The 21820-nt window shown below is 35.9% G+C and carries 22 protein-coding genes; 9 read left to right on the top strand and 13 right to left on the bottom strand.

Going from position 1 to position 21820, the window contains the following annotated elements:
• Positions 1-61 precede the first annotated feature (61 nt).
• The gene (locus RZ78_RS07090; RefSeq protein ID WP_034532357.1) at positions 62-1063 is read left to right on the top strand and encodes a zinc-dependent alcohol dehydrogenase family protein; all 1002 of its coding nucleotides are present in this window, start codon (positions 62-64) and stop codon (positions 1061-1063) included.
• Positions 1064-1082: 19 nt separating this feature from the next.
• Positions 1083-1475, top strand: a complete 393-nt coding sequence (locus tag RZ78_RS07095) for a VOC family protein (RefSeq protein WP_053795955.1) — start codon at positions 1083-1085, stop codon at positions 1473-1475.
• 49 nt (positions 1476-1524) lie between these two features.
• Here the strand turns inward: RZ78_RS07095 and lepA are convergent, their stop codons facing one another.
• From lepA to RZ78_RS07125, 6 genes are all read right to left on the bottom strand, one after another.
• Positions 1525-3318, bottom strand: coding sequence for a translation elongation factor 4 (gene lepA / locus RZ78_RS07100; protein WP_054608587.1), 1794 nt, complete (start codon positions 3316-3318; stop codon positions 1525-1527).
• 13 nt (positions 3319-3331) lie between these two features.
• Positions 3332-3976 carry a TetR/AcrR family transcriptional regulator gene (locus RZ78_RS07105; RefSeq protein ID WP_054608588.1) on the bottom strand — a complete coding sequence of 215 codons (645 nt, stop codon included), beginning with the start codon at positions 3974-3976 and terminating at the stop codon, positions 3332-3334.
• A gap of 104 nt (positions 3977-4080) precedes the next feature.
• Entirely contained in the window at positions 4081-5415 is a 1335-nt protein-coding gene (locus RZ78_RS07110; protein WP_054608589.1) for a GH25 family lysozyme, read from the bottom strand.
• Between the two features lie 74 nt (positions 5416-5489).
• On the bottom strand, positions 5490-6191 hold the full coding sequence (locus RZ78_RS07115; protein ID WP_054608590.1) for a hypothetical protein: 702 nt from the start codon (positions 6189-6191) through the stop codon (positions 5490-5492).
• A gap of 76 nt (positions 6192-6267) precedes the next feature.
• Positions 6268-7062: a metal ABC transporter permease gene (locus RZ78_RS07120; RefSeq protein WP_034534243.1), complete on the bottom strand. Its 795-nt coding sequence runs from the start codon at positions 7060-7062 to the stop codon at positions 6268-6270.
• 8 nt (positions 7063-7070) lie between these two features.
• A complete protein-coding gene (locus RZ78_RS07125) occupies positions 7071-7739 on the bottom strand; it encodes a metal ABC transporter ATP-binding protein (RefSeq protein WP_237756585.1) in 669 nt (222 codons plus the stop codon).
• A gap of 128 nt (positions 7740-7867) precedes the next feature.
• Between RZ78_RS07125 and RZ78_RS07130 the strand changes: the two genes are divergently transcribed.
• The 3 genes from RZ78_RS07130 to RZ78_RS07145 all read left to right on the top strand — a co-directional run bounded on the left by RZ78_RS07130 (position 7868) and on the right by RZ78_RS07145 (position 10015).
• A complete protein-coding gene (locus RZ78_RS07130; RefSeq protein WP_081006958.1) occupies positions 7868-8731 on the top strand; it encodes an N-acetylmuramoyl-L-alanine amidase in 864 nt (287 codons plus the stop codon).
• Between the two features lie 146 nt (positions 8732-8877).
• Positions 8878-9195 carry a hypothetical protein gene (locus tag RZ78_RS07135; protein WP_054608591.1) on the top strand — a complete coding sequence of 106 codons (318 nt, stop codon included), beginning with the start codon at positions 8878-8880 and terminating at the stop codon, positions 9193-9195.
• Positions 9196-9712: 517 nt separating this feature from the next.
• Positions 9713-10015 (top strand): hypothetical protein, encoded by a 303-nt coding sequence (locus tag RZ78_RS07145; RefSeq protein ID WP_054605126.1) that lies wholly within the window; start codon positions 9713-9715, stop codon positions 10013-10015.
• A 30-nt stretch (positions 10016-10045) separates the two neighbouring features.
• Here the strand turns inward: RZ78_RS07145 and RZ78_RS07150 are convergent, their stop codons facing one another.
• The 4 genes from RZ78_RS07150 to RZ78_RS07165 form a co-directional block, all read right to left on the bottom strand.
• Entirely contained in the window at positions 10046-10765 is a 720-nt protein-coding gene (locus RZ78_RS07150; protein WP_054608592.1) for a hypothetical protein, read from the bottom strand.
• Entirely contained in the window at positions 10758-11657 is a 900-nt protein-coding gene (locus RZ78_RS07155) for an XRE family transcriptional regulator (RefSeq protein WP_155451865.1), read from the bottom strand. The genes RZ78_RS07150 and RZ78_RS07155 overlap by 8 nt, the downstream gene beginning before the upstream one ends.
• Positions 11658-11867: 210 nt before the next feature.
• Positions 11868-12785 (bottom strand): DMT family transporter, encoded by a 918-nt coding sequence (locus tag RZ78_RS07160; protein ID WP_054608594.1) that lies wholly within the window; start codon positions 12783-12785, stop codon positions 11868-11870.
• A gap of 104 nt (positions 12786-12889) precedes the next feature.
• Entirely contained in the window at positions 12890-14110 is a 1221-nt protein-coding gene (locus tag RZ78_RS07165) for an MFS transporter (protein ID WP_054608595.1), read from the bottom strand.
• A 269-nt stretch (positions 14111-14379) separates the two neighbouring features.
• On the opposite strand from RZ78_RS07165, the gene pyrF reads away from it, so the two are divergent.
• Positions 14380-15099 carry an orotidine-5'-phosphate decarboxylase gene (gene pyrF, locus RZ78_RS07170; RefSeq protein ID WP_054608596.1) on the top strand — a complete coding sequence of 240 codons (720 nt, stop codon included), beginning with the start codon at positions 14380-14382 and terminating at the stop codon, positions 15097-15099.
• Positions 15099-15725, top strand: a complete 627-nt coding sequence (gene pyrE, locus RZ78_RS07175; protein ID WP_054450928.1) for an orotate phosphoribosyltransferase — start codon at positions 15099-15101, stop codon at positions 15723-15725. Before pyrF ends, pyrE begins: the two co-directional genes overlap by 1 nt.
• A gap of 35 nt (positions 15726-15760) precedes the next feature.
• On the opposite strand, the gene cls is transcribed toward pyrE, so the two are convergent.
• Positions 15761-17212, bottom strand: coding sequence for a cardiolipin synthase (gene cls / locus RZ78_RS07180; protein WP_054450930.1), 1452 nt, complete (start codon positions 17210-17212; stop codon positions 15761-15763).
• A 110-nt stretch (positions 17213-17322) separates the two neighbouring features.
• Here cls and RZ78_RS07185 point away from each other — a divergent pair, with 110 nt between their 5' ends.
• Both RZ78_RS07185 and RZ78_RS07190 read left to right on the top strand, forming a co-directional pair.
• On the top strand, positions 17323-18285 hold the full coding sequence (locus RZ78_RS07185; protein WP_054608597.1) for a hypothetical protein: 963 nt from the start codon (positions 17323-17325) through the stop codon (positions 18283-18285).
• 227 nt (positions 18286-18512) lie between these two features.
• A complete protein-coding gene (locus RZ78_RS07190; protein WP_053795975.1) occupies positions 18513-18902 on the top strand; it encodes a hypothetical protein in 390 nt (129 codons plus the stop codon).
• Positions 18903-18938: 36 nt separating this feature from the next.
• Here the strand turns inward: RZ78_RS07190 and RZ78_RS07195 are convergent, their stop codons facing one another.
• Both RZ78_RS07195 and RZ78_RS07200 read right to left on the bottom strand, forming a co-directional pair.
• Complete coding sequence (locus RZ78_RS07195; RefSeq protein ID WP_054608598.1) at positions 18939-20132, bottom strand: homoserine dehydrogenase; 1194 nt, start codon at positions 20130-20132, stop codon at positions 18939-18941.
• Positions 20133-20194: 62 nt separating this feature from the next.
• Positions 20195-21355 (bottom strand): trans-sulfuration enzyme family protein, encoded by a 1161-nt coding sequence (locus tag RZ78_RS07200; RefSeq protein WP_054608599.1) that lies wholly within the window; start codon positions 21353-21355, stop codon positions 20195-20197.
• Positions 21356-21820: the final 465 nt, after the last annotated feature.

Consider the following 21820-nt stretch of genomic DNA (forward strand, 5'->3'; position numbering starts at 1 on the left):
ATTAATTCACAACTTCATAAAAAATAATACTTAAAATTCAATTTGGAAAGGATCTTGAATTATGAAAGCATTAGTTTTAACAGGCAAGAAACAATTAGAAATCCAAAACACTGAAATGCCAGAACCAAAGGCAAATGAAGTTGTTATCAACGCAAAATACGCTGGTATCTGTGGTACTGACTACGCACTATACAATGGTCTACCAGGTTCAGCTGACGCTGTTCCTCCAATCGTATTAGGTCATGAAAACTCAGGTGTTATCTCAGCTGTAGGTTCAGATGTTACTGATCTTAAAGTTGGTGACCGTGTTACTGTTGACCCTAACATCTACTGTGGTAAGTGTGACTACTGTCGTACAGCTCGTCCAGAACTATGTGACAACCTATCAGCCGTTGGTGTTACTAGAAATGGTGGTCTAGAAGAATACTTCACTGCCCCAACCCAAGTTGTTTACAAGTTACCAGACAACGTTGACTTGAAGTCAGCTGCTACTTGTGAACCTATCTCATGTGCCGTTCACGGTATGGACTTATTAAACATCAAACCTTACCAAAAAGCTCTAGTTATTGGTGATGGTTACATGGGTCTAATCTTTGCACAATTACTACGTTCATACGGTGTTAAAGAAGTTGACTTAACTGGTCGTCATGATGACAAATTAGCTGCTGAAAAAGAAAAGCTAAACATCGACCGTGTTATCAACACTACTAAGGAAGAAATTCCAGCCGAATATGACGTTGTTATTGAAGCCGTTGGTCAACCAGCTACTCAAGAACAAGCAATCGAAGCAACTGTTAAGGGTGCTCAAGTATTAATGTTCGGTGTTGGTGCTCCAGATCAAAAATTCAGCATGAACACATACGAAGTATTCAAGAAACAATTAACTATCCAAGGTGCATTCATCAACCCTAACTCATTCGAAGATGCTATTGCCCTACTACAAAGTGGTAAAGTTAATGTTGAAAAGATTATTGATAACATCATCTCACTAGAAGACGTTGAAAGTGTCCTAAATGGTACTTCAAACCTAACTGGTAAATGTGTTGTTAAAGTTTCTGACTAATTTTTTGGAGGCTTAAATTATGGCTTTAAACGATTACTTTGATGGACTACAACACGTAGGTATCCCATCAAAAGACTTAGACAAAACAATCGAATTTTACAAATCACTTGGTTTTGATCAAGCTGGTTTATTCCACAATGGTGAAAACCGTTGTGCCTTCATGAGATATGGTAACCTAACCGTTGAAACATGGGAAGGCGATCCAGTTGCAATGGAAAATGGTTCTATCAACCATATTTCAATGAACTGTACTGATGTTGATAAAGCATTCGCAGCCGCTAAAGAACAAGGCTTCGATGTTTTAGACGATGAAATCCAATCAATCCCTACTTTCTGGGATAACGGAATCCGTTTCTTCAACATTCAAGGTCCTAATCACGAAAAGATCGAATTTTGCCAAATTGTAAAATAATATCTTTCGATCATAAAAAGCACCCAAGCATTATGCTTGGGTGCTTTTTTTATTCAATATTCAAAATCGCATCAAATACTGATTGTGGTAGTTGAATTGATTCACTAGCACTCTTGCGTTTATTCAAACTCTGACGACGCAATAGAGCTTGCTTTTTAGATACACTCTTTTTATCACCACTAACAGCGGCATTTTTGCGCAATGGTGGCACATCTACTCTGGCAACCACCCTTCCCTCAATATATCCTTGTACTGGCATTGGATATAATTTTCGAGGAATTACATACTTAAGTTTATGAACTATTTCTTGTGCTAATTTTTCGGCATTTAAGCGGTGAACAATAAACGTTAGTTCATCCACTGGGGCGTAGTTTACATCGATTGTAATTTTAACGATATCCGATTCAACATACTCCATAAATTGACTATCGTATGTCGCAAATCCATGCGTAATTGACTTCAACTGATTAAAGAAATTAAACGCAATTTCAGCTAGAGGAACACTGTAAGTCATCTTAACTAATTGAGCTGTGTTATCCATATCTAACAAAATCCCTCTACTCTTGCTTACTAATGTCATCACGTCATTAACAGTCTCACTTGGCGTTTCAATAATGACCTTATTGAAAGGTTCTTCAATGGTATTTAATAAGGAAAAGTCTGGTAAATCAGACGGATTATTAATCGTCTTCAACGTATCATCATTTTTAAGAGTATAACGGTAATTAACATTAGGTGAAGTGATTATTACGGGTATTGAAAATTCATTAATTAATCTTTCTCGCACAATTTTAAGGTGGAACATCCCCAAAAATCCACAACGATAACCTGGTCCCAATGAATTAGAGACGTGTTCAACAAATTCAATTGATGAATCATTTAACTTTAACTTTTCCATTGCCACTTTTAAGTCGTCAAAGTCAGCATCCTTAGGGTAAATTCCCGCAAAAACCACACTACGCGCTGGTTTATAACCTGCAACAGCTCTATCAGTTTGACGAGATTGACCAGTGATCGTATCACCGACACGAACATCCGATGGATCTTTAATCCCAGTGATAATATAACCGATGTCACCAGCTTTTAATTCTTTTAATGGTAATAGTTGCGGGCTAAAAATGCCCACTTCTGGTGTCTCAAACTTCATCTTCTGATTAATTGACATCAACTTATCGTTAGCCTTGATTACCCCGTCAATAACCTTCACATATGCGACAACTCCTTGATAAGAATCATAATGTGAATCAAAAATCATCGCCTTTAATGGCTTTTTTTCATCACCTTTAGGACTTGGAATTCGATTGACAATTGCCTCCAAAACTTCATTCACATTCAATCCCGTTTTAGCTGAAATATGAATAATATCAGTTTCTAAAAATGATTCATCTAACTCATAAAGTTGTTGTTCACACATATCAACTTGAGCACTTTGATTATCAACTTTATTAATGACTGGAATAATCACTAAATTATTATTTTTAGCAATCCGATAATTGGCGACAGTCTGTGCCTGTACTCCCTTGGTGGCATCCACTAGTAAGATAACGCCATCGCTGGCCGACACGCTTTTTTCGACCTCGTAATTAAAATCGACATGCCCAGGGGTATCGATTAAGTTCAATTCATATTCTTGGCCATCAGTAGCACGATAATTATTACGTACTGTTCTAGATCTGACAGTAACTCCATGGTCTTGTTCGACCTTCATATCATCTAAGACTTGTTCTTCATTGCCACGAAAACTAAAAGTATCAGTCATCTTCATAATTTGATCGGATAATGTCGATTTTCCATGATCAATGTGGGCAACAATCGAGAAATTACGGATATTTTCTTGTTTCATCATAGTTACTCCTTTATTTACCAAGTAACCCCGTTAAATAAAAATCAAACGTTTCAATTGAATCATTTAGAATACTAACTTTAAAATCATTCATATCAACTCGAATTGGTTCTTGGTTAAACGAATCTAAATTCGATAGGTTAATTAACCCACTGGCAATACTACTTTGAATAATGAAGATTTTATTGGCAGTCTTTACACCAATTGAAGGAAATGAATCATGAATGAATTTAGCTAACCTTTCATGGACTTCATATAATCTTTGGCGCCCTTCAATTGTCTCTTCTTTAGATGCCTTACCTTCTAGAATTGGTCCTCTCAATGCGTTCAATTTAATTAATGTTAAATGGTTTTCAATTAGGTTCTTAGTGTTTGCTAGTAAAAACGATTTTAATTCATCTTCGGTTGTTAACTTGGTCTTTTGTAATTGATTTAGTGTTTCTAAAAAGAATTTTTGATATCCCACCAATAAAAGGTGCATAAATATATTTTCCTTAGTCTTGAAATAATTAAAGACTGTTCCCTTCGCAATGTGGCTCTTTTGCGCAATTGAATTAATGGAAATATCATAAAAGTCATTTTCTTCAAACATCTTAAGCGCTGTTTCTGCTATCAACGCCTGTTTACGTTGTTTTTCGTCGGCAGTTTTTATATTCATGATTGACTCCTTTTTCTAAAATGACCATTGGTCACTATTGTATATGAAGTTAAAAATTAATACAACAAAAAAACGTCCAATCATTTAGATCGGACGTTTTTATTTTAAGCCACGCGGTATTGATATTTCTTAGCATGCTTGTGATGAATCCTCTTCACACTGTATTTATAGTATTTTTTAGACTTGTTATGCTTCTTATTCCTATAAGAACGATGTAACTTCTTATGCTTCAATTTATTCTTAACGTGGTAACTAAGCTTCTTGGCATAATTATACTTGGCATGCTTACGAGTCCTCTTCTTAGCTAACTTGTAAGTATATTTTTTCTTACTGTGCTTCTTGTACTTCTTAGCATGTTTTTTTGCGATACGTTTCTTTGTAGTATGGTTTAGCTTGTAAGTGTACTTACTATGCTTTTTGGCGTGCTTCTTGTAAGCCTTCTTGTGGCTCACCTTTTTGGTAGTAGCACTAGCATATTGATAAGTATTGTTAGTAGTTGCAATCTTCTTTGTAGCTTGTTTTTTTATGCGATATGCACGTTTTACATGCTTTTTGGTGTGATGACTTACTTTATTAACAAGTGGTGTGTATTGGACCTTTTTAGCCTTTGCAGAGGTAGTCTTAGTAATAACTTGTGTCTTAGTGGCCTTATGTAAAACATTGGCTGTAGCATGTTTTTTGATGTGTCTAGCGGTTCCTGTCTTAGCAACAGTACGATTGTGACCGTTAGCAGTCTTTTCGGTTGTCCAGAATGCTAACTTACGACCACCAACCGGAATGGTGTCGGCATCTAGAGATTCACCTAATGCCTTACTTTGGTACTTGTCTGTGTATTGCCACAAATCATAGTTGTACTTTGGATTTGGTGTGTAGTTGGTGTAGTTAGCCAACCATACCGCACTGTATGCATTCAAAGTACTTTGTTGGAATTGATCCAAGATTGATTGTGAACTGTACAAGATAACCGGTTGTTTGGTTAGTTGTTTCATCGCGTTTGCCCAACTGACCGCATTTTGATCGGATGTGTTGGTAAAACCAGTTTCAAAATCATTTACATAGAATCTAGCATTTGGGGCTAGTGAATATAGACGTTGTGCTTCTTCTTGAGCTTGAGCGGAATTGGTGTATCTACTGTAGCTGTATACACCGTATGGAATTCCATACTTGTCCATCAAGCTGATATTATTATTTACCTGTTGATCATGATATTGACCATCTTGAATTCTTAAAACAACGAATTTAACTTCATTCTTTAAATTCATTACTTGTTGATCATTTAATTGCCCCTGAAATTCAGAAATATCATAGGCCACTGGTGTGTATGGTTTAAATGATTGATTTGTATCAGCGTGAGACTTGATACCATTCAAAGATAAGGCCATTGTTGATCCTAACGCCGCGGAAAATAATAAATGTTTTATTTTTTTAGAATCATACATTTTCCAATACCTTCATTTCGAATATTTTTTGTCACAATAAAACCAGGTCAAAATAACCTGGTTTTTTAATGCATTTACTTAAGTGAAGTTACCATTTCTAATGCTGTGTTTAGAGAGTTAGCTTTAATTGAGTAAACGTCATTACCCATTTGCCAAGTAATAGTTGCTGAACCGTCGATTTCGGCGGTAATACTACCCTTGCTTTCTGGAACTGGTAGGTTGTGGTTTTGGATGTAACTTACTACGGTCTTACCCTTAGTAGTTGCGGCACCATTGTTCTTACCGAAGTTACTACCGTGTGTTAGTAGTGACCAGTTACCAAAGTTTGCTTGGATGTATTCTTGTCCGGCACCCTTATCTGAGTGACCAACAACGTTGTAACCTAAGTTAACTGATGGTAGACCAGCAACGTTTGCAGCAGCTTGGTATCCAACTTGTTGCATTGCAGCTGAATCACTTTCATAAGTGTGCTTAGTGTAGGTAGCGTATGTTGAACCATTGTTTAAGTAGCTAATTGTAAAGTTGGTCTTGTTTCCATCCAACTTAGCATTTACGCTTTGGCTTGAATCTAAACCATTGCTTTGTGGTAACTTTTCATTTCCTAATTTATTTGAAATCTTGTCATTGCTTGATGATGCTGATGAGCTCATCTTACTAGTTTGAGTAGTTGAAGTTGAACTTGATGCATCACTATTGTCGCTTTTCTTTTGTCCACAAGCAGTTAAAACTAATCCTAAAACTGCAACTGCAGGTAAAATCTTCTTCCATGCTTTCATAATGTAGGACATCTCCTTAAAAAACTATTTGAGAACAGTATAACAAAACATCAGTGTTACGTTAATAAAGTTTGTATTAAATTCTTGTTACTTTATCATAGATTACCGCAATAATATAAATGATTGTTTCGATTGTTGCGATAAAGAAACTTACTGGTAAGTTTGTTACAAAGCTTAAGTATAGACCAAACCAAGTCCCAATTAAAGAAAAGACAAATGTCAAAATGGTCATTGACCAGATACTGTGCACAAAGTAGCGTGCTGATGAGGCTGGAATAGTCAATAGCGCAAAGATTAGAAGTGATCCTACAATTTGTGCTGTCACACTGACAGTACATGCAAGTAGAATCAAGAAAATCACTGATACTAAGGTGTTGGCACGGGAGTTAAAACTAGCACCAACATTATCAAATGAGTTATATTTTAGTTTTCTGTAAATCAAAGTGGTAATTACGATGATGGCGATACTTAAGCCAACCAATGTTTGTACATTGCTGTAACTAATTCCGACGATACTACCAAATAAGATGTTGGTAGCGTAACTTGATTGGGTATCAGCCAATGATAGAAATAAAATTCCTAACCCAATGAAGAATACCGAGAAGACACTGATTGATGATTCACGACGGCTCACCCTTGAACCAACGGTACCAATCATCAATGAACTTAATACGGTGAATAATAGCATCCCTAAGATTGGGTTGGTTCCCAAGAAGACACCAAATGATGCCCCGGAGAAACTAATTTCTGAAAGTGTGTGGGTGAAGAAAGCAGTCTTTCTAGCAACCACGAATACCCCCATCAATCCACATAGAATGGAGATGAAGAAACTAGCGACGAAGGCGTATTGCATGAATGGATAACTTAACATTTCTAACATTATTGAGCCTCCTTCACTGGTTTAATGGTGCCGGCTTGATTGGCAATGTTTAAATCATAGTCACCATATTGTTGTACTAAAACCGGATCGTGAGTGATGAATAATACGGATGCTCCAGTTTCAGCAATGACGCTTTTAACTACGTCTAATAGCATGAATTTAGCTTCCTTATCCAAGCTGGCGGTACTTTCATCCAAGATTAGTAACTTAGGTTGAGATACCAATGCTTGAGCCAAGTAGACACGTTGTTGTTCCCCACCGGAACAGCTACCCAAAGGTGTGTTGGCCAAATCTTGTAACTTGGTCATTTCGATAACTTTTTGGACACTTTGTTTTTCTTTTTTGCTCAACCATGGCAATATTGAATGTTGTAAACCTAATCCGATAAAATCAAAGACGGTCAATGGATAGTCATCATCAATATTTCTCAATTGAGGAATGTATTGCATATCTGATCGTTTGATTTTGGATTGGACGTGTTCATTTTTATTAAATTGTTTTAAAATAGTCTTTATTAATGTTGTCTTCCCAACACCATTTTCACCTGTAACGCAGGTTAAGGTCTTGGCAAAGATATCAAAAGACAAATCGTTAATTAATTTACGGTTCTTAACAGATACGTCTAAATCGCGTACTGATAAGATTAAATTGGATTCTGTACTCATCATTAATCCTCACTGTTTCAATTATTTATATATCATTGTAGTCTGATTATGAAAACAATCAAACATCTGATATATATTAATTTTTGTTATATAATTGATTTTAACATACATAATACAATCGGGGTGATAATTTGGTTAATCGTTTTATAACTAGATTCAGGGAAACACCAAACAACAAGCTGATTTACCGCGGTGTCGTAACTCTTATCCTCTTAGTAATTTTAATAATCGAATTAGCCAGATTTTTATCATTACCTAAGGTTGATGCCACTACTTTATATCTACGTGAACAACCCAATGACGAATCAAAAATAATTAAAACAATTCCACATGGTCGTCATTTAAGTATCATCAAATCAAAAAACAATTGGTGGTACACAAAATATAATGGTCTAAAAGGTTGGGTGCCTTCATGGCTAGTTAATGTCGACGACTACGACGTCAGAACCAGCGACAAGTTAGCCCAAAAGACAATCATTATTGATCCTGGCCACGGGGGTGGCGATTCTGGTACCCTTTCAGCCAACCAAAAGTACATGGAAAAGACATATACCTTACAAACTGCTAAAAAAGTGGCCGCAGAATTAAGAAAAAAACACGTGAATGTCGTTATGACTCGTACTGATGATACTTACGTGACATTGAAAAAACGAACAGATATGGCCAGTGATTATCATGCCGACCTCTTCGTTAGCTTCCACTTCAATTCCGATAACGGATACGGCAGAGCCAACGGTTATGGTATCTACAACTACCACAAGAATGCGGTCAAGGTGGCCGACCAAGTCGCAGATGGTTTAGACAACCTCCCCGTTTCAAATCGCGGGGTCTCATTTGGTGACTACTACGTCTTACGTGAAAACAAACGTCCGGCAATCTTATGCGAAATGGGGTTCATGGATAGCTCACACGATCTTCCATATATTCAAAGTTCCACTTACCAAGAACACGTCGCTAAGGATGTCGCAAAATCACTTGATAAATATTTCAATTAATTATACAAAGCGTCCATTGAGGGACGCTTTTTTTAATGTTTAAAACGTATATAAGACAACATTTATAACATTTTTTCTTTTTTTCGTTATAATACACTTAGTTAATTCAACGAATATTACATAACAAACATGGAGGAAATACACTCATGAAAAAATCAACTAAGATACGACTTAGTCTCCTTATTATAGTCGGTATTTTGTTAGGATTTTTAGCAGAGGTGTTTTTAACCATTCTTGATAACTGGGCATCCACCGTAATTATCTCGTCTTCAATAGATGTGTTAATTTCAATTTGCGGAATTTCTATTTGTGGTGTCGTTTTTATTTTTTCTTATTTGGGCATAGTTAAGCACGACGACAAGTGGTCAATTAGAGGCTATTTTTACTCATTTATTTTTTATGATGTCATGGTTATTTTAGGTGGCGTAACTGGAAAATTCTTACTACAACTGTTTATCAATTAATGATTAAAAATAAATCTGATTTTTTAAAATGTCTTGTTTTATTAATTTATCTTTATGTTTTTAAAGTTTTATATAATTTTAAACCATTTCCATATAAATATTTTTCTCTTAAATTATAATGATAACCGTTGTATAACGGTTCTAAATTTAAGGGAGGAAAATATAGTGGATAATAAGACAAGAAATCGAATAATCAAGCTATGTATTACTGGTATTATTCTTGGCTTCTCTTCAGAATTAGCCTTAACAATCCTATATTCATGGCAAATTGATTTTATAAAATCTTCATATATATATTTTGCACTATCCATTGTATTAATGATCTCAATCGGTCTTTTGATTATATATTTGTTCCTTAGAATCATTATGGTCTATCCTTTAGGATCTAGTTTTCACTATCTAATACACTTCGCAGTATACGATGTATCAATACTAATTGGCGGATCTTTGGGTAAGGTTATACTAACTGAAATAATTAATAACCTAAAATAATAATTTATAGGAGTCCTATATTTAAATGAAAAAGCAACGTTTGTCTCAGTTGGGTAATATGGCTTTAATCGGCTTAGAGACTGGTATCACTTTCTTAGTGCTGGGTAATTTAACCCAGTACGTGTTAATAGATCCCGAAGGGGCAAATCTATTTGAAATCATATTTGGCGTAATTGCCGTCATCTTATCACTAATAATTTTCTACGAGTCGAATAAAAAATTTTACCCAATCACTGATTGGCAATATCAGGGGAATTTAATTGCATTTGAAAGTTCATTCTTTTTCGGGGTATTTATCGCAAAAGTTATTATGGATTTATTTATATAGTAAAAAAAAGACCTCCACCGAGGTCTTTTTTTATTGGATACCTTTTTTTATTGCTCTGAAAAATAAGAATAAAATGATTGCTAAATGGACAACAAAGGTAATTACAAATAGCCAAATTAATTTGTCATAACTACCGCCATTTTGAATAGCGTTGGCTAGTTTAATGACATAATATCCCGGGAACAATTTTTGAATGTCAGTAACTACATCAAAAAATTTATTTTGGACGAAAGTGTAAAAGGGAGTTATAAAAAGTGCAACCACACACATAAGTGGGAATCCTGCTATATCAAGCAAATCCGCTTTGCAAATTACTCCAATCAAAAAACCTATAAAGCTAAGATACATCCCCAATGATAATAAAATAATTATTAACGACAGTATAGATAGATTAAGGGAAATTGAGCCCAAGATTATTGCTTCCAATGTCAATATACATAAGATTAATAAATTTAATAGCACTTGTTGAAGCATATCATCCATTATCCATTTAAATGGACTATATGGAGTGGTCTTAATCGAGATTAGATAATATTCCTTTGAACTACCCACTCTTTTACCAAATGTAACAATTGAATTACCAATTATTCCCATAAGTGCACTAATAATGAACCATACCGTGACTAAATTTTTTGCGAAACTTCCAATACCTATGTCCATAAAAATGAACCAAACCGCTGGAAAAATAATGGTAAAAACCAAAAATCTTTTGTTGCGTAAAACCGTTTTTAAGTTAATTAAATTAATCATGATTCAACCCTCCGTTATTAGCACGATACCACTGTTCAACAGTTTGATTGTGGCTGTGAATCTTATCAACGTTCATGTCACTTTCAATTTTGCCGTCCTTCAACAATAAGACTCTAGAAAAGAACTTATCGATTTGATTGAAATCATGAGTAACCATTAATATTGATCCAGTAACATGTTCAAGGTGATGCCATAAGATATCAATAGTTTCCAAATCCATTCCTACTGTTGGTTCATCTAAGACTAATAGTTTTGATGGTGCCATTAAACTTAATAGAAGAGACAATCTACGTTTTTGTCCACCTGATAAAGATCCAACATAATGGTCCATTAATTCAGAGAAATTGAATTCTTTTACTAGAGATTCGACATGATTATTGTTCTTTACTTTATTTAACAATTGAGTTAATTTGATTAGTTCAATAACCTTCATATCATTAATAAGAACATCATTTTGCGGCATTAGTTTTAATCCCTTTTTCTTATTAAAACTAAATTTTACATTACCACTATCAGCTTTTTTAAGTCCCGTCATAATGCTAATCATTGTGGTCTTACCTGATCCGTTTAAACCTAATAAAGCAATTCTTTCGTTATCATAAATATCTAGACTCAAGTCGTTTAAAACTTGGTTATCATATGATTTGTTTAGATGTTTGATGGAAACCAATTTATCTTTATCGGACTTGTTACCCATGATTAAATTATCCAGGCTGGTGTTAAAAATTTCAGAAATACTAATCAACTTATCAATACTAGGTTCAGATTCACCATTTTCCCATTTCGAAATTGATTGTCTAGTAACAAATAATTTATTTGCTAAAGCAGCTTGCGATAATTGATTTTTTCGACGTAAACCAATTAACTTACTACTAAATATGTTCTTTTCCATGTAATTCATTTCACTCCTTTTTTCGAATTACTTTTTATTATCACTAAAAAATTTTTTATGTATATAACATCCCGGCTAAAAGCGGATAATCTTCTTTGACAACCTCGCAACCTAGGGTTGCAACGTTGTCATATCAATACCTATTATACATTTAATCTAAACCAAAATTATTTTATTAAAATAAAAAAGACCTCCATCGAGGTCTTTTTGTTAATATAATTTTATGATTGCAACGGCGATTAACATCACTACTAAACCAATGTATTTCATAATACCAACCGGTTTTTTCGGTGAATTCAATAGTCCATATTTATCGACCATTACACTACCGAATAAGTTACCCAATAGGACTAAAACGACAGTGGTTCCGGCACCGATTTGTGGACTTAGGAATGCGTTTGATAAAACGAAGATAGCCCCCAAGATACCACCGAGCCAAATCCACCAAGGATTGCCCTTTCCAATCGCATCTTTAGCGTAAACGTATGAACGATCAACTAGTCCGGTAATCACAAATAAGATGATGGTACCAACTAAAAATGAGATAAAGGCTGCATGAATTGGTGAATGAAGCACTACACCCAGATGGCCATTAACCGGTGCTTGAGAGGCCTGGAACATCCCTGCGACGATTCCTAGAATCTGCCAAGGTAATTGTTTGGCCTTATCGGCACCATCACTGCTCTTTTTATCTAGGACAACCATCAAAATACCAACAACTAGTAGGATGACTCCGACTAATCTGATGATTGTGAATGCATGGTGGTCAGCGTCAAATAAGGAAAAGTTATCAATAATCATTCCCATGATAATTTGACCTGTAATTGGCATAATCACCGTTTGCACCGCTCCTAGGTAAGGAAAAATTAAAACGTTAGTGGTTAAACCAATCACACCAAATAATCCGCCCAACCAAATCCATTCTGGTTGACTTGTAAACAAGTGACTAGAAAAGAATAGTGATTGACCACTCAATAAAGTGGCGAAAAGTAACGCGATGGTTCCAATCGTAAACGATAGCATTGAAGCTAGAAATGGTGATCCACCAGCTCGATTCTTCAAGTTTGTATTGACCGAGGTCTGAATAGGTAAAACCAATCCGGCTAAAATACCGAGTCCGTATAACATTAAAATGCCCCCCTCAATTATGTAAAATAAAACCTCCCGGTACGGGAGGTTTTTAGTTTATATATTATTATTACATGTAAAAACTAATTCGTCAGAATAAAAGCTTATTCTTGCGTTGCTAGACCCTTCAAAGCAGGAATAGACATCATAGTGATGAAACTAATTAGGTATAGTACTGATAGCATTGCCATAATTACTAGTAATGAATGGTTTTCCATCAATAAACCGATAATGGCTGGTGAGAATCCACCGATTGCACGTCCGAATCCCATGATGAAGTTGTTCGCAGTGGAACGAACTTCAGTTGGGTATAAACGACTAATGATAGCACCATATCCACCATACATCCCGTTTGAGAAGAAACCTAATACTGTTGAAGCTAGTAATAATGTGAAACCATTGAATGAGAAGGTAATTCCATATACCGCCACAGAAGCAACTAGTAAGAATAAACCAAAGGCCTTTCTGGGACCAATTTTATCTAAGATGGTACCAAAGGTTAACATTCCCGCACTCATACCAATGATGGTAACAATCGTCCATAGTGATGAACCAGCAACACTTAAACCAAGTTTCTTTTGCATGATTGAAGGTAACCAGTTAATTAGACCATAGTATCCGGCGATTTGCACAATTACCATCACGATTAATGCGATAGTTTGGTATGCCAATCTTGGTGTTGCAAATAATTTCTTTACAGAAACCTTAGGACGCTTGCCTGTTTCCATTGTATCAATGAAATCTTGGCTTTCAGTTAGGTTCTTTCTGATGATGAAGGCAAAGAAGATTGGAATGATTCCGATTAGGAAAAGTGAACGCCAACCAAATGCTGGAATCATAATCGCTGCTAACACAGCTGCCATCATTGATCCAACTTGACCACCTATTGTGGTGATTGACACTGACTTTCCTAATTGCTTTTTCTTAAATGATTCAGCCACCATGGCAACACCTGAACCATATTCACCCCCGGCACCTAGGCCGACACAAAAACGTAAAATAGCAAAAGTAATAAAATTCTGGGCAAACATAATCCCGGCAGTTGAGATGGCGAAAATGAAGATGGTGTAAGTCAAGATACGTACTCGACCAAATCGGTCAGCTAAAAGACCAAATAAAATACCACCCAACAACGATCCAAAAGTAGTAACTGTTGAAAGCATTCCAGCAGCTGCAGTACTAATGTGTAAACCGATAATGATTGAAGACATTGCAAAAGAGATAAATGATATATCCATGCTCTCTAGCATTTGTCCAATCGATGTCGATGCTAAAACCCATTTTTGGGTCTTAGTCGTTGAAGTGTGGTCTTGCGCGTTTTCCATTATTCAATTCCTCCAAAATGAACGCTCGCTGTCGTTCCTTATTTTTTTGAAATACCTGTTCCAAGTATTTTATAAAACTATACTCTTTAATTTTTTCTAATGCAAGTTTCATTTTTTGGTTGCTTTATTCTGGGAAAAGCGTATATTGTAATCAACATATGATTTTAAATTAGTCCAGAGAGGCTAGTAAATCGACGAACGGAATAAATGGACCCTAATTTGTCGTATAGTCTCTAAGGCTATGCGACTTTTTTGTTGGAGGGAAACGTATGAAACCAGTATTCATTGCACTAGATTTTATCGATGCACCCACTGCTTTAAAATTTTTAGAGCCATTTAAGGACGTCAAACCATTAGCGGTAAAGGTCGGAATGGAGCTATTCTACCGCGAGGGATCAAGTATTATCAAACAGCTTAGAGAGCAAAATATCGATGTATTTTTAGACCTAAAACTACATGATATTCCACATACCGTACAACAAGCTGCCAAACAAATCGGCCAATTGGATGTTCAATTCACCACGGTTCATTCATTAGGTGGAAGCGAAATGATTAATGCTGCTAGACATGGCTTAGATGAAGGCGCCAAAAAAGCAGGAGTCAATGCACCACAACTACTTGCAGTGACTCAACTAACATCGACATCGGAAGAACAACTCCACGATGAAGAATTAGTTCCCGTTTCAATGGTCGAATCAGTATCCCATTTAGCTAAAATTGCCAGTCAAAATGGCGCCGATGGTGTCATCTCATCTGCACTGGAAAATGAGCTAATCCATCAAGCAGTCTCCAATGATTTTAAGTGTATCAATCCTGGCATTCGCCTTCCTAGTAATAATGTCGATGATCAAAAAAGAGTCGTAACTCCACAAAAAGCTTCAGAGTTACGGACTAGCGGTATCGTCGTTGGGAGAAGTATCACACAATCTAATGACCCGGTTCAAACATATAAGAACATCTACAACGCCGTTAATGGAGGAATCAAATAATGAATACTAACCAACTAATCGCTTCAGACCTTTTAAAAATTAATGCAGTTACCTTATCACCAAATGAACCTTTCACTTGGGCATCTGGTATCAAAGCACCAATTTACACTGACAATAGAATTACCATCAGTTTCCCAGAAGTCCGCACTCACATCGCAGATGGTCTATCAGAATTAATTCGCAACAAATTTCCAGAAGTAAAAGTAATCGGTGGCGTCGCTACTGCCGGAATTCCCCATGCTGCAATCGTTGCCGATAAGATGGACTTACCAATGATTTATGTGCGTTCCAAACCCAAGGATCACGGTCGAGGAAAACAAATGGAGGGAAGAATTAACCAACAAGATCCAATTGTTTTAATTGACGACTTACTTTCGACAGGAAAGAGCGTTTTAAACGCTGCGCAAGCACTTAAGAACGAAGGCTACAACGTGATTGGTGTCGTTGCCATCTTCTCATACGAACTTCCAGATAGTACTAAGAATTTCAAGGAAGCTGGTATCGAATTCGATACATTAACCAACTACTCCACAATCATCGAACAAGCTAAAGCAGAAAACAGCATTTCAGACGATGAATTAGTAGTGCTACGTAAGTGGCGTGACGATCCATGGAACTGGATGTAAACAAAAAATCCCACGAAATGTGGGATTTTTTTATTTTATAGAATTGGTGAGAATAAACGACTGAATACTTGTTTGAATTTTAACCAACGTGATTGTTTTTCAAAGTCCGCATAGGTCATTAATTTACTGCTTCTAATGTCGTTAACATAGATTGAATGTAATTGTTCAGCCAAACCTTCATCGTAGATAAACGCGTTAATTTCGAAGTTTAATTTGAAACTTCTAAAGTCCATGTTGGCGGAACCAACTGACGCGATTTTACCATCGACCAAGACTGTCTTGGCGTGAATAAATCCATCTTCGTAGAAGTAAATTTTAACACCATATTTTGATAATTGTTTTGCATAGTATTGCGTTGCACGATATACGAATGGGTGATCAGGCATACATGGGACCATGATTCTAATATCAACACCTGACATAGCAGCTGTTCTGATAGCATCCAATGCACTATCGTCAGGAATCAAATATGGTGATTGAATCCAACAATAGTTCTTAGCATTTTGAATCATCTTGATGTAACCTAATTTAATTTGTTGTAAATCGGAGTTAGGACCACTTGATACCACTTGGATATTAGTAGAACCTTCTTGGTATACCTTGGGAAAATAGAATCCCTTAGTTTGTTCAACATCAATTTTGTGTTCCATATCTGTAACATTCCAGTCCAAAATAAATTGGGCTTGTAAGTGGTGAACCGCTGATCCAGCAATTCTCAAATGAGTATCTCTCCAGTTACCAAACTTCTTCTTACGACCAAGGTATTGATCACCAATGTTAAATCCACCAATATATCCGTACTTACCATCAATAACTACAATCTTTCTGTGATCTCTAAAGTTCAAACGAAAATCCATTACGGCTGAGTGTGTGTGTAAGAAAGGTTCTACGAATCCTCCAACTTCACGTAATGGATCAAAGAAATGGTGCTTATTTCCCATTGAACCCCAGCTATCATAAATAACGTGAATTTTAACGCCTTCTTTAGCCTTTTTTACCAATTCATTCAAAACACGATGCCCAATCTGATCATCATAGAAAGTGTAAAATTCGATATTAATTGAACTCTTAGCGTGTTGGATGTCTGAAATGATGCAATCAAATAAGTGATTACCATCGGTGAAAACTTTTACGTGATTTCTTCTTGATAAATCAGTAACATCTGATGTCTTAAATAACTTTACCAGTGTTCTGTAGGAATAGGATACCTCATCTGCCCTAATCTTTTCGGGATTGTTATGTATTTTACTTTGTTCTTTTAAGATGTCATACATCAATTTATTGTCTTTATATTGAAAACGGAATAAACGCTTTTTGGGTAGTTTTCTGCCGACGAATGCATAAATCATAAACCCTATCACAGGTAGGAATGAAAGAACTAATAACCATGCCCATGTTGCAGCAATATCACGTTCTTCTCTAAATACTGTAATCAATGCCAAAATTTCGTTAACTAAAACAATGAAATATAGGATGTTTAGAAGCATAATTATTCCCCCTTCTTTTCAGCTTAATATAGCATAATTATAGCACAATATATTTCGCTTTTAGCTCATCATGATATACTATAAACATATAAATCTAAGGAGGTTAGACTATGACGTCGACAATCGAGCTTAGAAATACCCTAACTTTGGATTACGAAGTAGGGCCATTCATCTCACTAATTGTTTCATTTAACGAAATTAGTAACAAAAATGATTATTTAAATTTAATCGAAACTGTTAAAGAAGAATTCATCCAAAAACACGACGAAAATATCTGGCCAAGATACGAAAGAAAATTAAGAAGATTCAACTTTGATCGCGCAAAACACATCGGAAACGGTTCTGGTGTTGCACTATACGTTAGTTTTAAAGCCATCCATTCATTTAACTTAACTCAACCTGTTAAGACCCAAATCTCAATCGATGACACCATGAACGTGGCACAACTAATCAAGGAAATCGAAAGCCAACTTCACTACCGCGTTTTAATCCTATGCGATAACGACTTTAAGCTACTAAGAGTTGATAATGGTCACTTTAGCATCTTAAACCTTGTGAACAAGCCAATTCCAGTCCTTGTAAACAACGACAAAAACAAGTACTTCATGTTAGTTAAAGAATACCTAAGCGATTTATTCGATGACGATGACTACCTACAAACTGTGGTGGTTGCCAACGAAGAAAACCGTAAGTTATTCAACGAATTAGCTGACCAAAAGACATTTGCGAAAGACATCGTAAGCAAAGTTGATATGGACGATCTTGGTCCTGATAAGATTTCTGAAATGATTGATGAATTGAACCAACAATTCTTCGATAAGTTAGCAAACGACAACAAAATTAAATACGAAAAAGCTAGTGATCACCGTTTAGTCGCAACTGATTTACGCGATATTATTTCAAACGCACTATCCGGTAAGATTGATACTCTATACATTAGCGAAGAAAGCTACAACAAGACTTTAAATGATTTAGCAATCACTACCATTGGTTTCGCAGGAAACGTTCTACTACTTCCAAAGAACCAAATGCCAATGAACTTGGACTACGCTGCAATCACATTGAAGTTTTAATGCAATAAAAAAGGCCTAGATTCTAGGTCTTTTTTATTTTTTCTTAAATGTTTATATATTTTTGCAATTAGTATCCCTTATGTGAGATACTATCATAGGTGTTACATGATTTTTTTCTGTAACCCCCATTTAATGACATTATAAATGAAAAAACTACACACGTTTTTAGATGTTTGTACTAGAATAATCTAAACGCATTATCTGAATTAGGAGAGGATTTTTTAACAATGTCAGACATACAACTAAGACCTATTATTAACCAATGGGCACAAGACTTTAGCGATGAAATCGTTGATTTACACTACGTTAAAGGACAATTATCAGATGCACAATTTGATAACTTTATGAAACAAGTTAAGGCATTAGACCTATTAACTAATACCGAAGCTTACAAGATTATTTACGATGCAGCTAAAAACGACTTGGAACTAAACCATATCGATGATTTAGCAAACCGTACCAATCAACTACAACGTTTGATTGAAATCACTGGTGAATACAGCGATCAACCAAAATATGTTTTATTCGCAAACATGTTCGAAAATGCTGGTGTATCAACTGATGATACTTTCGCCCGTCTAACATATGCAGAACTTGCATTACAAGATTTTGAATAAGAAAACAAATAAGAGCGCCTAATATAGGCGCTCTTTTTATTTTTCAATCCATGGATTGTATGCTCCACCACTGACACAGGCAAAGAAAATTCCCTTATCATCACTGGATAATTCGTTAACAACATCATGAATTTTTTGGGTGTCAATTTCGGCAATATGGTAGTAATTACCGTCTTTTTGAATGTCATAATCTGGTAGTTTTGATTCTAAATCCGCACTGGTTCTAACGACGTAATTCTTTTTCTTAGTGGTATTATCCAACGAAAATTCTTCGTTAAAATCACGTTTTAAGTGCACATTGTTGGCCTTTAAATCTAAGATATCTTGCACTAACGCGTGGGCAGTTGGAAATTCACCCGCACCTTGACCATTAAAGGTTAGTTTACCGATGGTTGTTCCACGTAAACCAACGAAATTGTAGTTATCATGAATTCCGGTTTCAATTTGTCCGGGAGTATATAAAGTTGGTTCCACCACAAAATTAAAACTGTTGTTTTTCTTGAAACTACGACCTAGTAATTTCACGATTAAATTGTGTTTTTTGAAGTACTTAATATCCTCATCAGTAATGTTTCTAATCCCAAATTTTAATAGGTGGTCCCCTGGTTTAACAAAAGTGTTATATGCAATGTCCACACTAATACATAATTTATTTTCGATGTCGTATCCATCGATATCTGAACTCGGATCGGCTTCTGCGTATCCTAAGTCTTGAGCATCTTTTAGGACTTTGTCGAAACTTTGCCCAGTCCTAGTCATAGTATCCAAAATGTAGTTACTAGTTCCGTTTAGGATTCCGTGAATTGAATCAATTTGGTCGATACGAAGTGCTCTCTCCAAATTAATAATCCAAGGAATTCCACCACCAACGGCTGATTCAAAGTAGAACTTTACACCATTTTCTTCAGCGATTTCATCAAATTCCTTCAAGTTTCTCGCCACGACCGCTTTGTTAGCTGTCACAACGTTCTTGCCATGTTTTAATGCATCGATGATCATTGTCTTAGCGGGTTCTAGTCCACCTATCACTTCCACGACTACATCGACTTCTTCATCATTTAAAATAGTTGCATAATCATCCACAAATAATTCGTTTTGATCAACTTTTTCTGGACGAACAAATACATATTTAACTGATAAATCCTTTTCAAATGGATGCAAAGCGCTGTCTTGAATAATCTTCAAAACTCCACTTCCGACGGTACCGTGACCTAAGATTGCAATTTTCATAGTGCAAGCCTCCTTTTTATACTTTGGCTTTATTATATCTTATTTCGCGGATTGTACCGTATTTAATTTTTTGCCTTAGCAAATGCTTGCTCTAAATCTGCAATTAGGTCCTCTGGATCTTCTAATCCGACTGATAAACGAACTAGTCTAGGAGTAATACCAACCTTATTACGTTCTTCGACCGGCAATTCAGCATGAGTCATGTAGTATGGAAGTTCAATTAGACTCTCGACGGAACCTAAACTGACTGCTAACCAGATTAATTGGGGACTGTTAACAAATGCCTTCGGATCAATGTTATCTTTTAGTTCAAAAGTGATTACACCACCGTATCCCTTTAGTTCGTTTTCAGCAATTTCATCTGTTTCATCACCAGCACGACCAGGATAGTAAATCTGTTTGATTTCGTCAGTCTTATCATCTAAATATTGCAAAACTTTTTGTGCATTTTGAATGTGTCTGTCCAAACGAACTGATAATGTCTTAATTCCACGAATTACCAACATACAGTCCTCTGGCGCTAGGATGCCTCCGACTGCGTTTTGACAAAAATATAATTTATCGGCTACTTCATCGTTATTAGTAACAACGAGGCCGGCAATCACGTCGGAGTGACCACCCAGATATTTAGTAGCTGAATGGATGACAATGTCTGCACCCAAATTCAATGCTTGTTGTAAATATGGGGTTAAAAATGTGTTATCAACGATTGTGAAAATGCCATGTTTGTGGGCAATTTCCGCGATATGTTTAACACTGGTAACCTTCATGAATGGATTGTCGATGGTTTCGAAGTAAATCGCCTTGGTATTAGGCTTAATCGCACTTTCGACGTCGGATAAATCCTGTGTATCCACTTGGGTAAATTCGATATCCAAATTTTTCAAATAGTCGTTAATCAAACGGAAAGTTCCACCGTAGATATTCTTACTAACGACGATGTGATCACCCGGTTTAAATAAAGTGAAAACCGCATGAATGGCGGCACTTCCGGATGCATAAGCAAAGCCATGTTTAGCATCTTCCAAGCATGCAATTTGATCTTCTAAGTACTCTCTTGTGGGGTTCAAAGAACGTGAATAGTCATATTTGTTTTCCCCATCGATATCTTTAAAGGCATATGTAGTGGATTGGTATAATGGAACATTCACTGCGCCCGTACAGTTATCGTGAAGATTGTTTAGCCCTTTTCCGTAGAGTAATTTAGTGTTAAAACCTGTCATAATCAATCATCCTTTCAAAATTTAGAAATAAAAAAATCCCGCAGTCTAAACAAGACTACGGGACGTCGGTGCGTGTTACCACCCTGAATTTAAGCAGCCATTACTGACTACTACTCAACAAGTACGTTAATCATAGAGGTCGGATGATTAAGATACTCTGACGCGGTAACGGGCGCACCCGAATTAGACTTACCAAAGATCGCCTAATTACTATAATCAAAGACCATTTTCGGATTCTCCACCACACCGAATTTCACCATTCATCGGCTCTCTTGTTGAGGCTTATAAATCTTACTCATCTCTGCAAAGTTTTTGGTTTTTTTGATTGACTCGAAGTTTACTCGTTATAATTTGTTTGTCAAACCAGATTTTTTAATTTTTGATACAAAAAAAGTGCCTAAATGATAGTATATAAACTTTTTAAAAATTATTTTCGCTAATCTTTTTATAATAAAATTTTAATTT

It is taken from the genome of Apilactobacillus kunkeei, from assembly GCF_001308195.1.
Classification (GTDB): Bacteria; Bacillota; Bacilli; order Lactobacillales; family Lactobacillaceae; genus Apilactobacillus; species Apilactobacillus kunkeei_C.

Coding starts and splice junctions, on each gene's coding strand:
- pyrF (WP_054608596.1), top strand. CDS start 14,380: ATGAAACCAGTATTCATTGCACTAGATTTTATCGATGCACCCACTGCT.
- RZ78_RS07120 (WP_034534243.1), bottom strand. CDS start 7,062: ATGTTAAGTTATCCATTCATGCAATACGCCTTCGTCGCTAGTTTCTTC.
- RZ78_RS07145 (WP_054605126.1), top strand. CDS start 9,713: ATGAAAAAGCAACGTTTGTCTCAGTTGGGTAATATGGCTTTAATCGGC.
- pyrE (WP_054450928.1), top strand. CDS start 15,099: ATGAATACTAACCAACTAATCGCTTCAGACCTTTTAAAAATTAATGCA.
- RZ78_RS07185 (WP_054608597.1), top strand. CDS start 17,323: ATGACGTCGACAATCGAGCTTAGAAATACCCTAACTTTGGATTACGAA.
- RZ78_RS07155 (WP_155451865.1), bottom strand. CDS start 11,657: ATGGAAAAGAACATATTTAGTAGTAAGTTAATTGGTTTACGTCGAAAA.
- RZ78_RS07200 (WP_054608599.1), bottom strand. CDS start 21,355: ATGACAGGTTTTAACACTAAATTACTCTACGGAAAAGGGCTAAACAAT.
- RZ78_RS07165 (WP_054608595.1), bottom strand. CDS start 14,110: ATGGAAAACGCGCAAGACCACACTTCAACGACTAAGACCCAAAAATGG.
- RZ78_RS07095 (WP_053795955.1), top strand. CDS start 1,083: ATGGCTTTAAACGATTACTTTGATGGACTACAACACGTAGGTATCCCA.
- RZ78_RS07150 (WP_054608592.1), bottom strand. CDS start 10,765: ATGATTAATTTAATTAACTTAAAAACGGTTTTACGCAACAAAAGATTT.
- RZ78_RS07105 (WP_054608588.1), bottom strand. CDS start 3,976: ATGAATATAAAAACTGCCGACGAAAAACAACGTAAACAGGCGTTGATA.
- RZ78_RS07110 (WP_054608589.1), bottom strand. CDS start 5,415: ATGTATGATTCTAAAAAAATAAAACATTTATTATTTTCCGCGGCGTTA.
- RZ78_RS07125 (WP_237756585.1), bottom strand. CDS start 7,739: ATGATGAGTACAGAATCCAATTTAATCTTATCAGTACGCGATTTAGAC.
- RZ78_RS07135 (WP_054608591.1), top strand. CDS start 8,878: ATGAAAAAATCAACTAAGATACGACTTAGTCTCCTTATTATAGTCGGT.
- RZ78_RS07190 (WP_053795975.1), top strand. CDS start 18,513: ATGTCAGACATACAACTAAGACCTATTATTAACCAATGGGCACAAGAC.
- RZ78_RS07090 (WP_034532357.1), top strand. CDS start 62: ATGAAAGCATTAGTTTTAACAGGCAAGAAACAATTAGAAATCCAAAAC.
- RZ78_RS07195 (WP_054608598.1), bottom strand. CDS start 20,132: ATGAAAATTGCAATCTTAGGTCACGGTACCGTCGGAAGTGGAGTTTTG.
- lepA (WP_054608587.1), bottom strand. CDS start 3,318: ATGAAACAAGAAAATATCCGTAATTTCTCGATTGTTGCCCACATTGAT.
- RZ78_RS07160 (WP_054608594.1), bottom strand. CDS start 12,785: ATGTTATACGGACTCGGTATTTTAGCCGGATTGGTTTTACCTATTCAG.
- RZ78_RS07115 (WP_054608590.1), bottom strand. CDS start 6,191: ATGAAAGCATGGAAGAAGATTTTACCTGCAGTTGCAGTTTTAGGATTA.
- cls (WP_054450930.1), bottom strand. CDS start 17,212: ATGCTTCTAAACATCCTATATTTCATTGTTTTAGTTAACGAAATTTTG.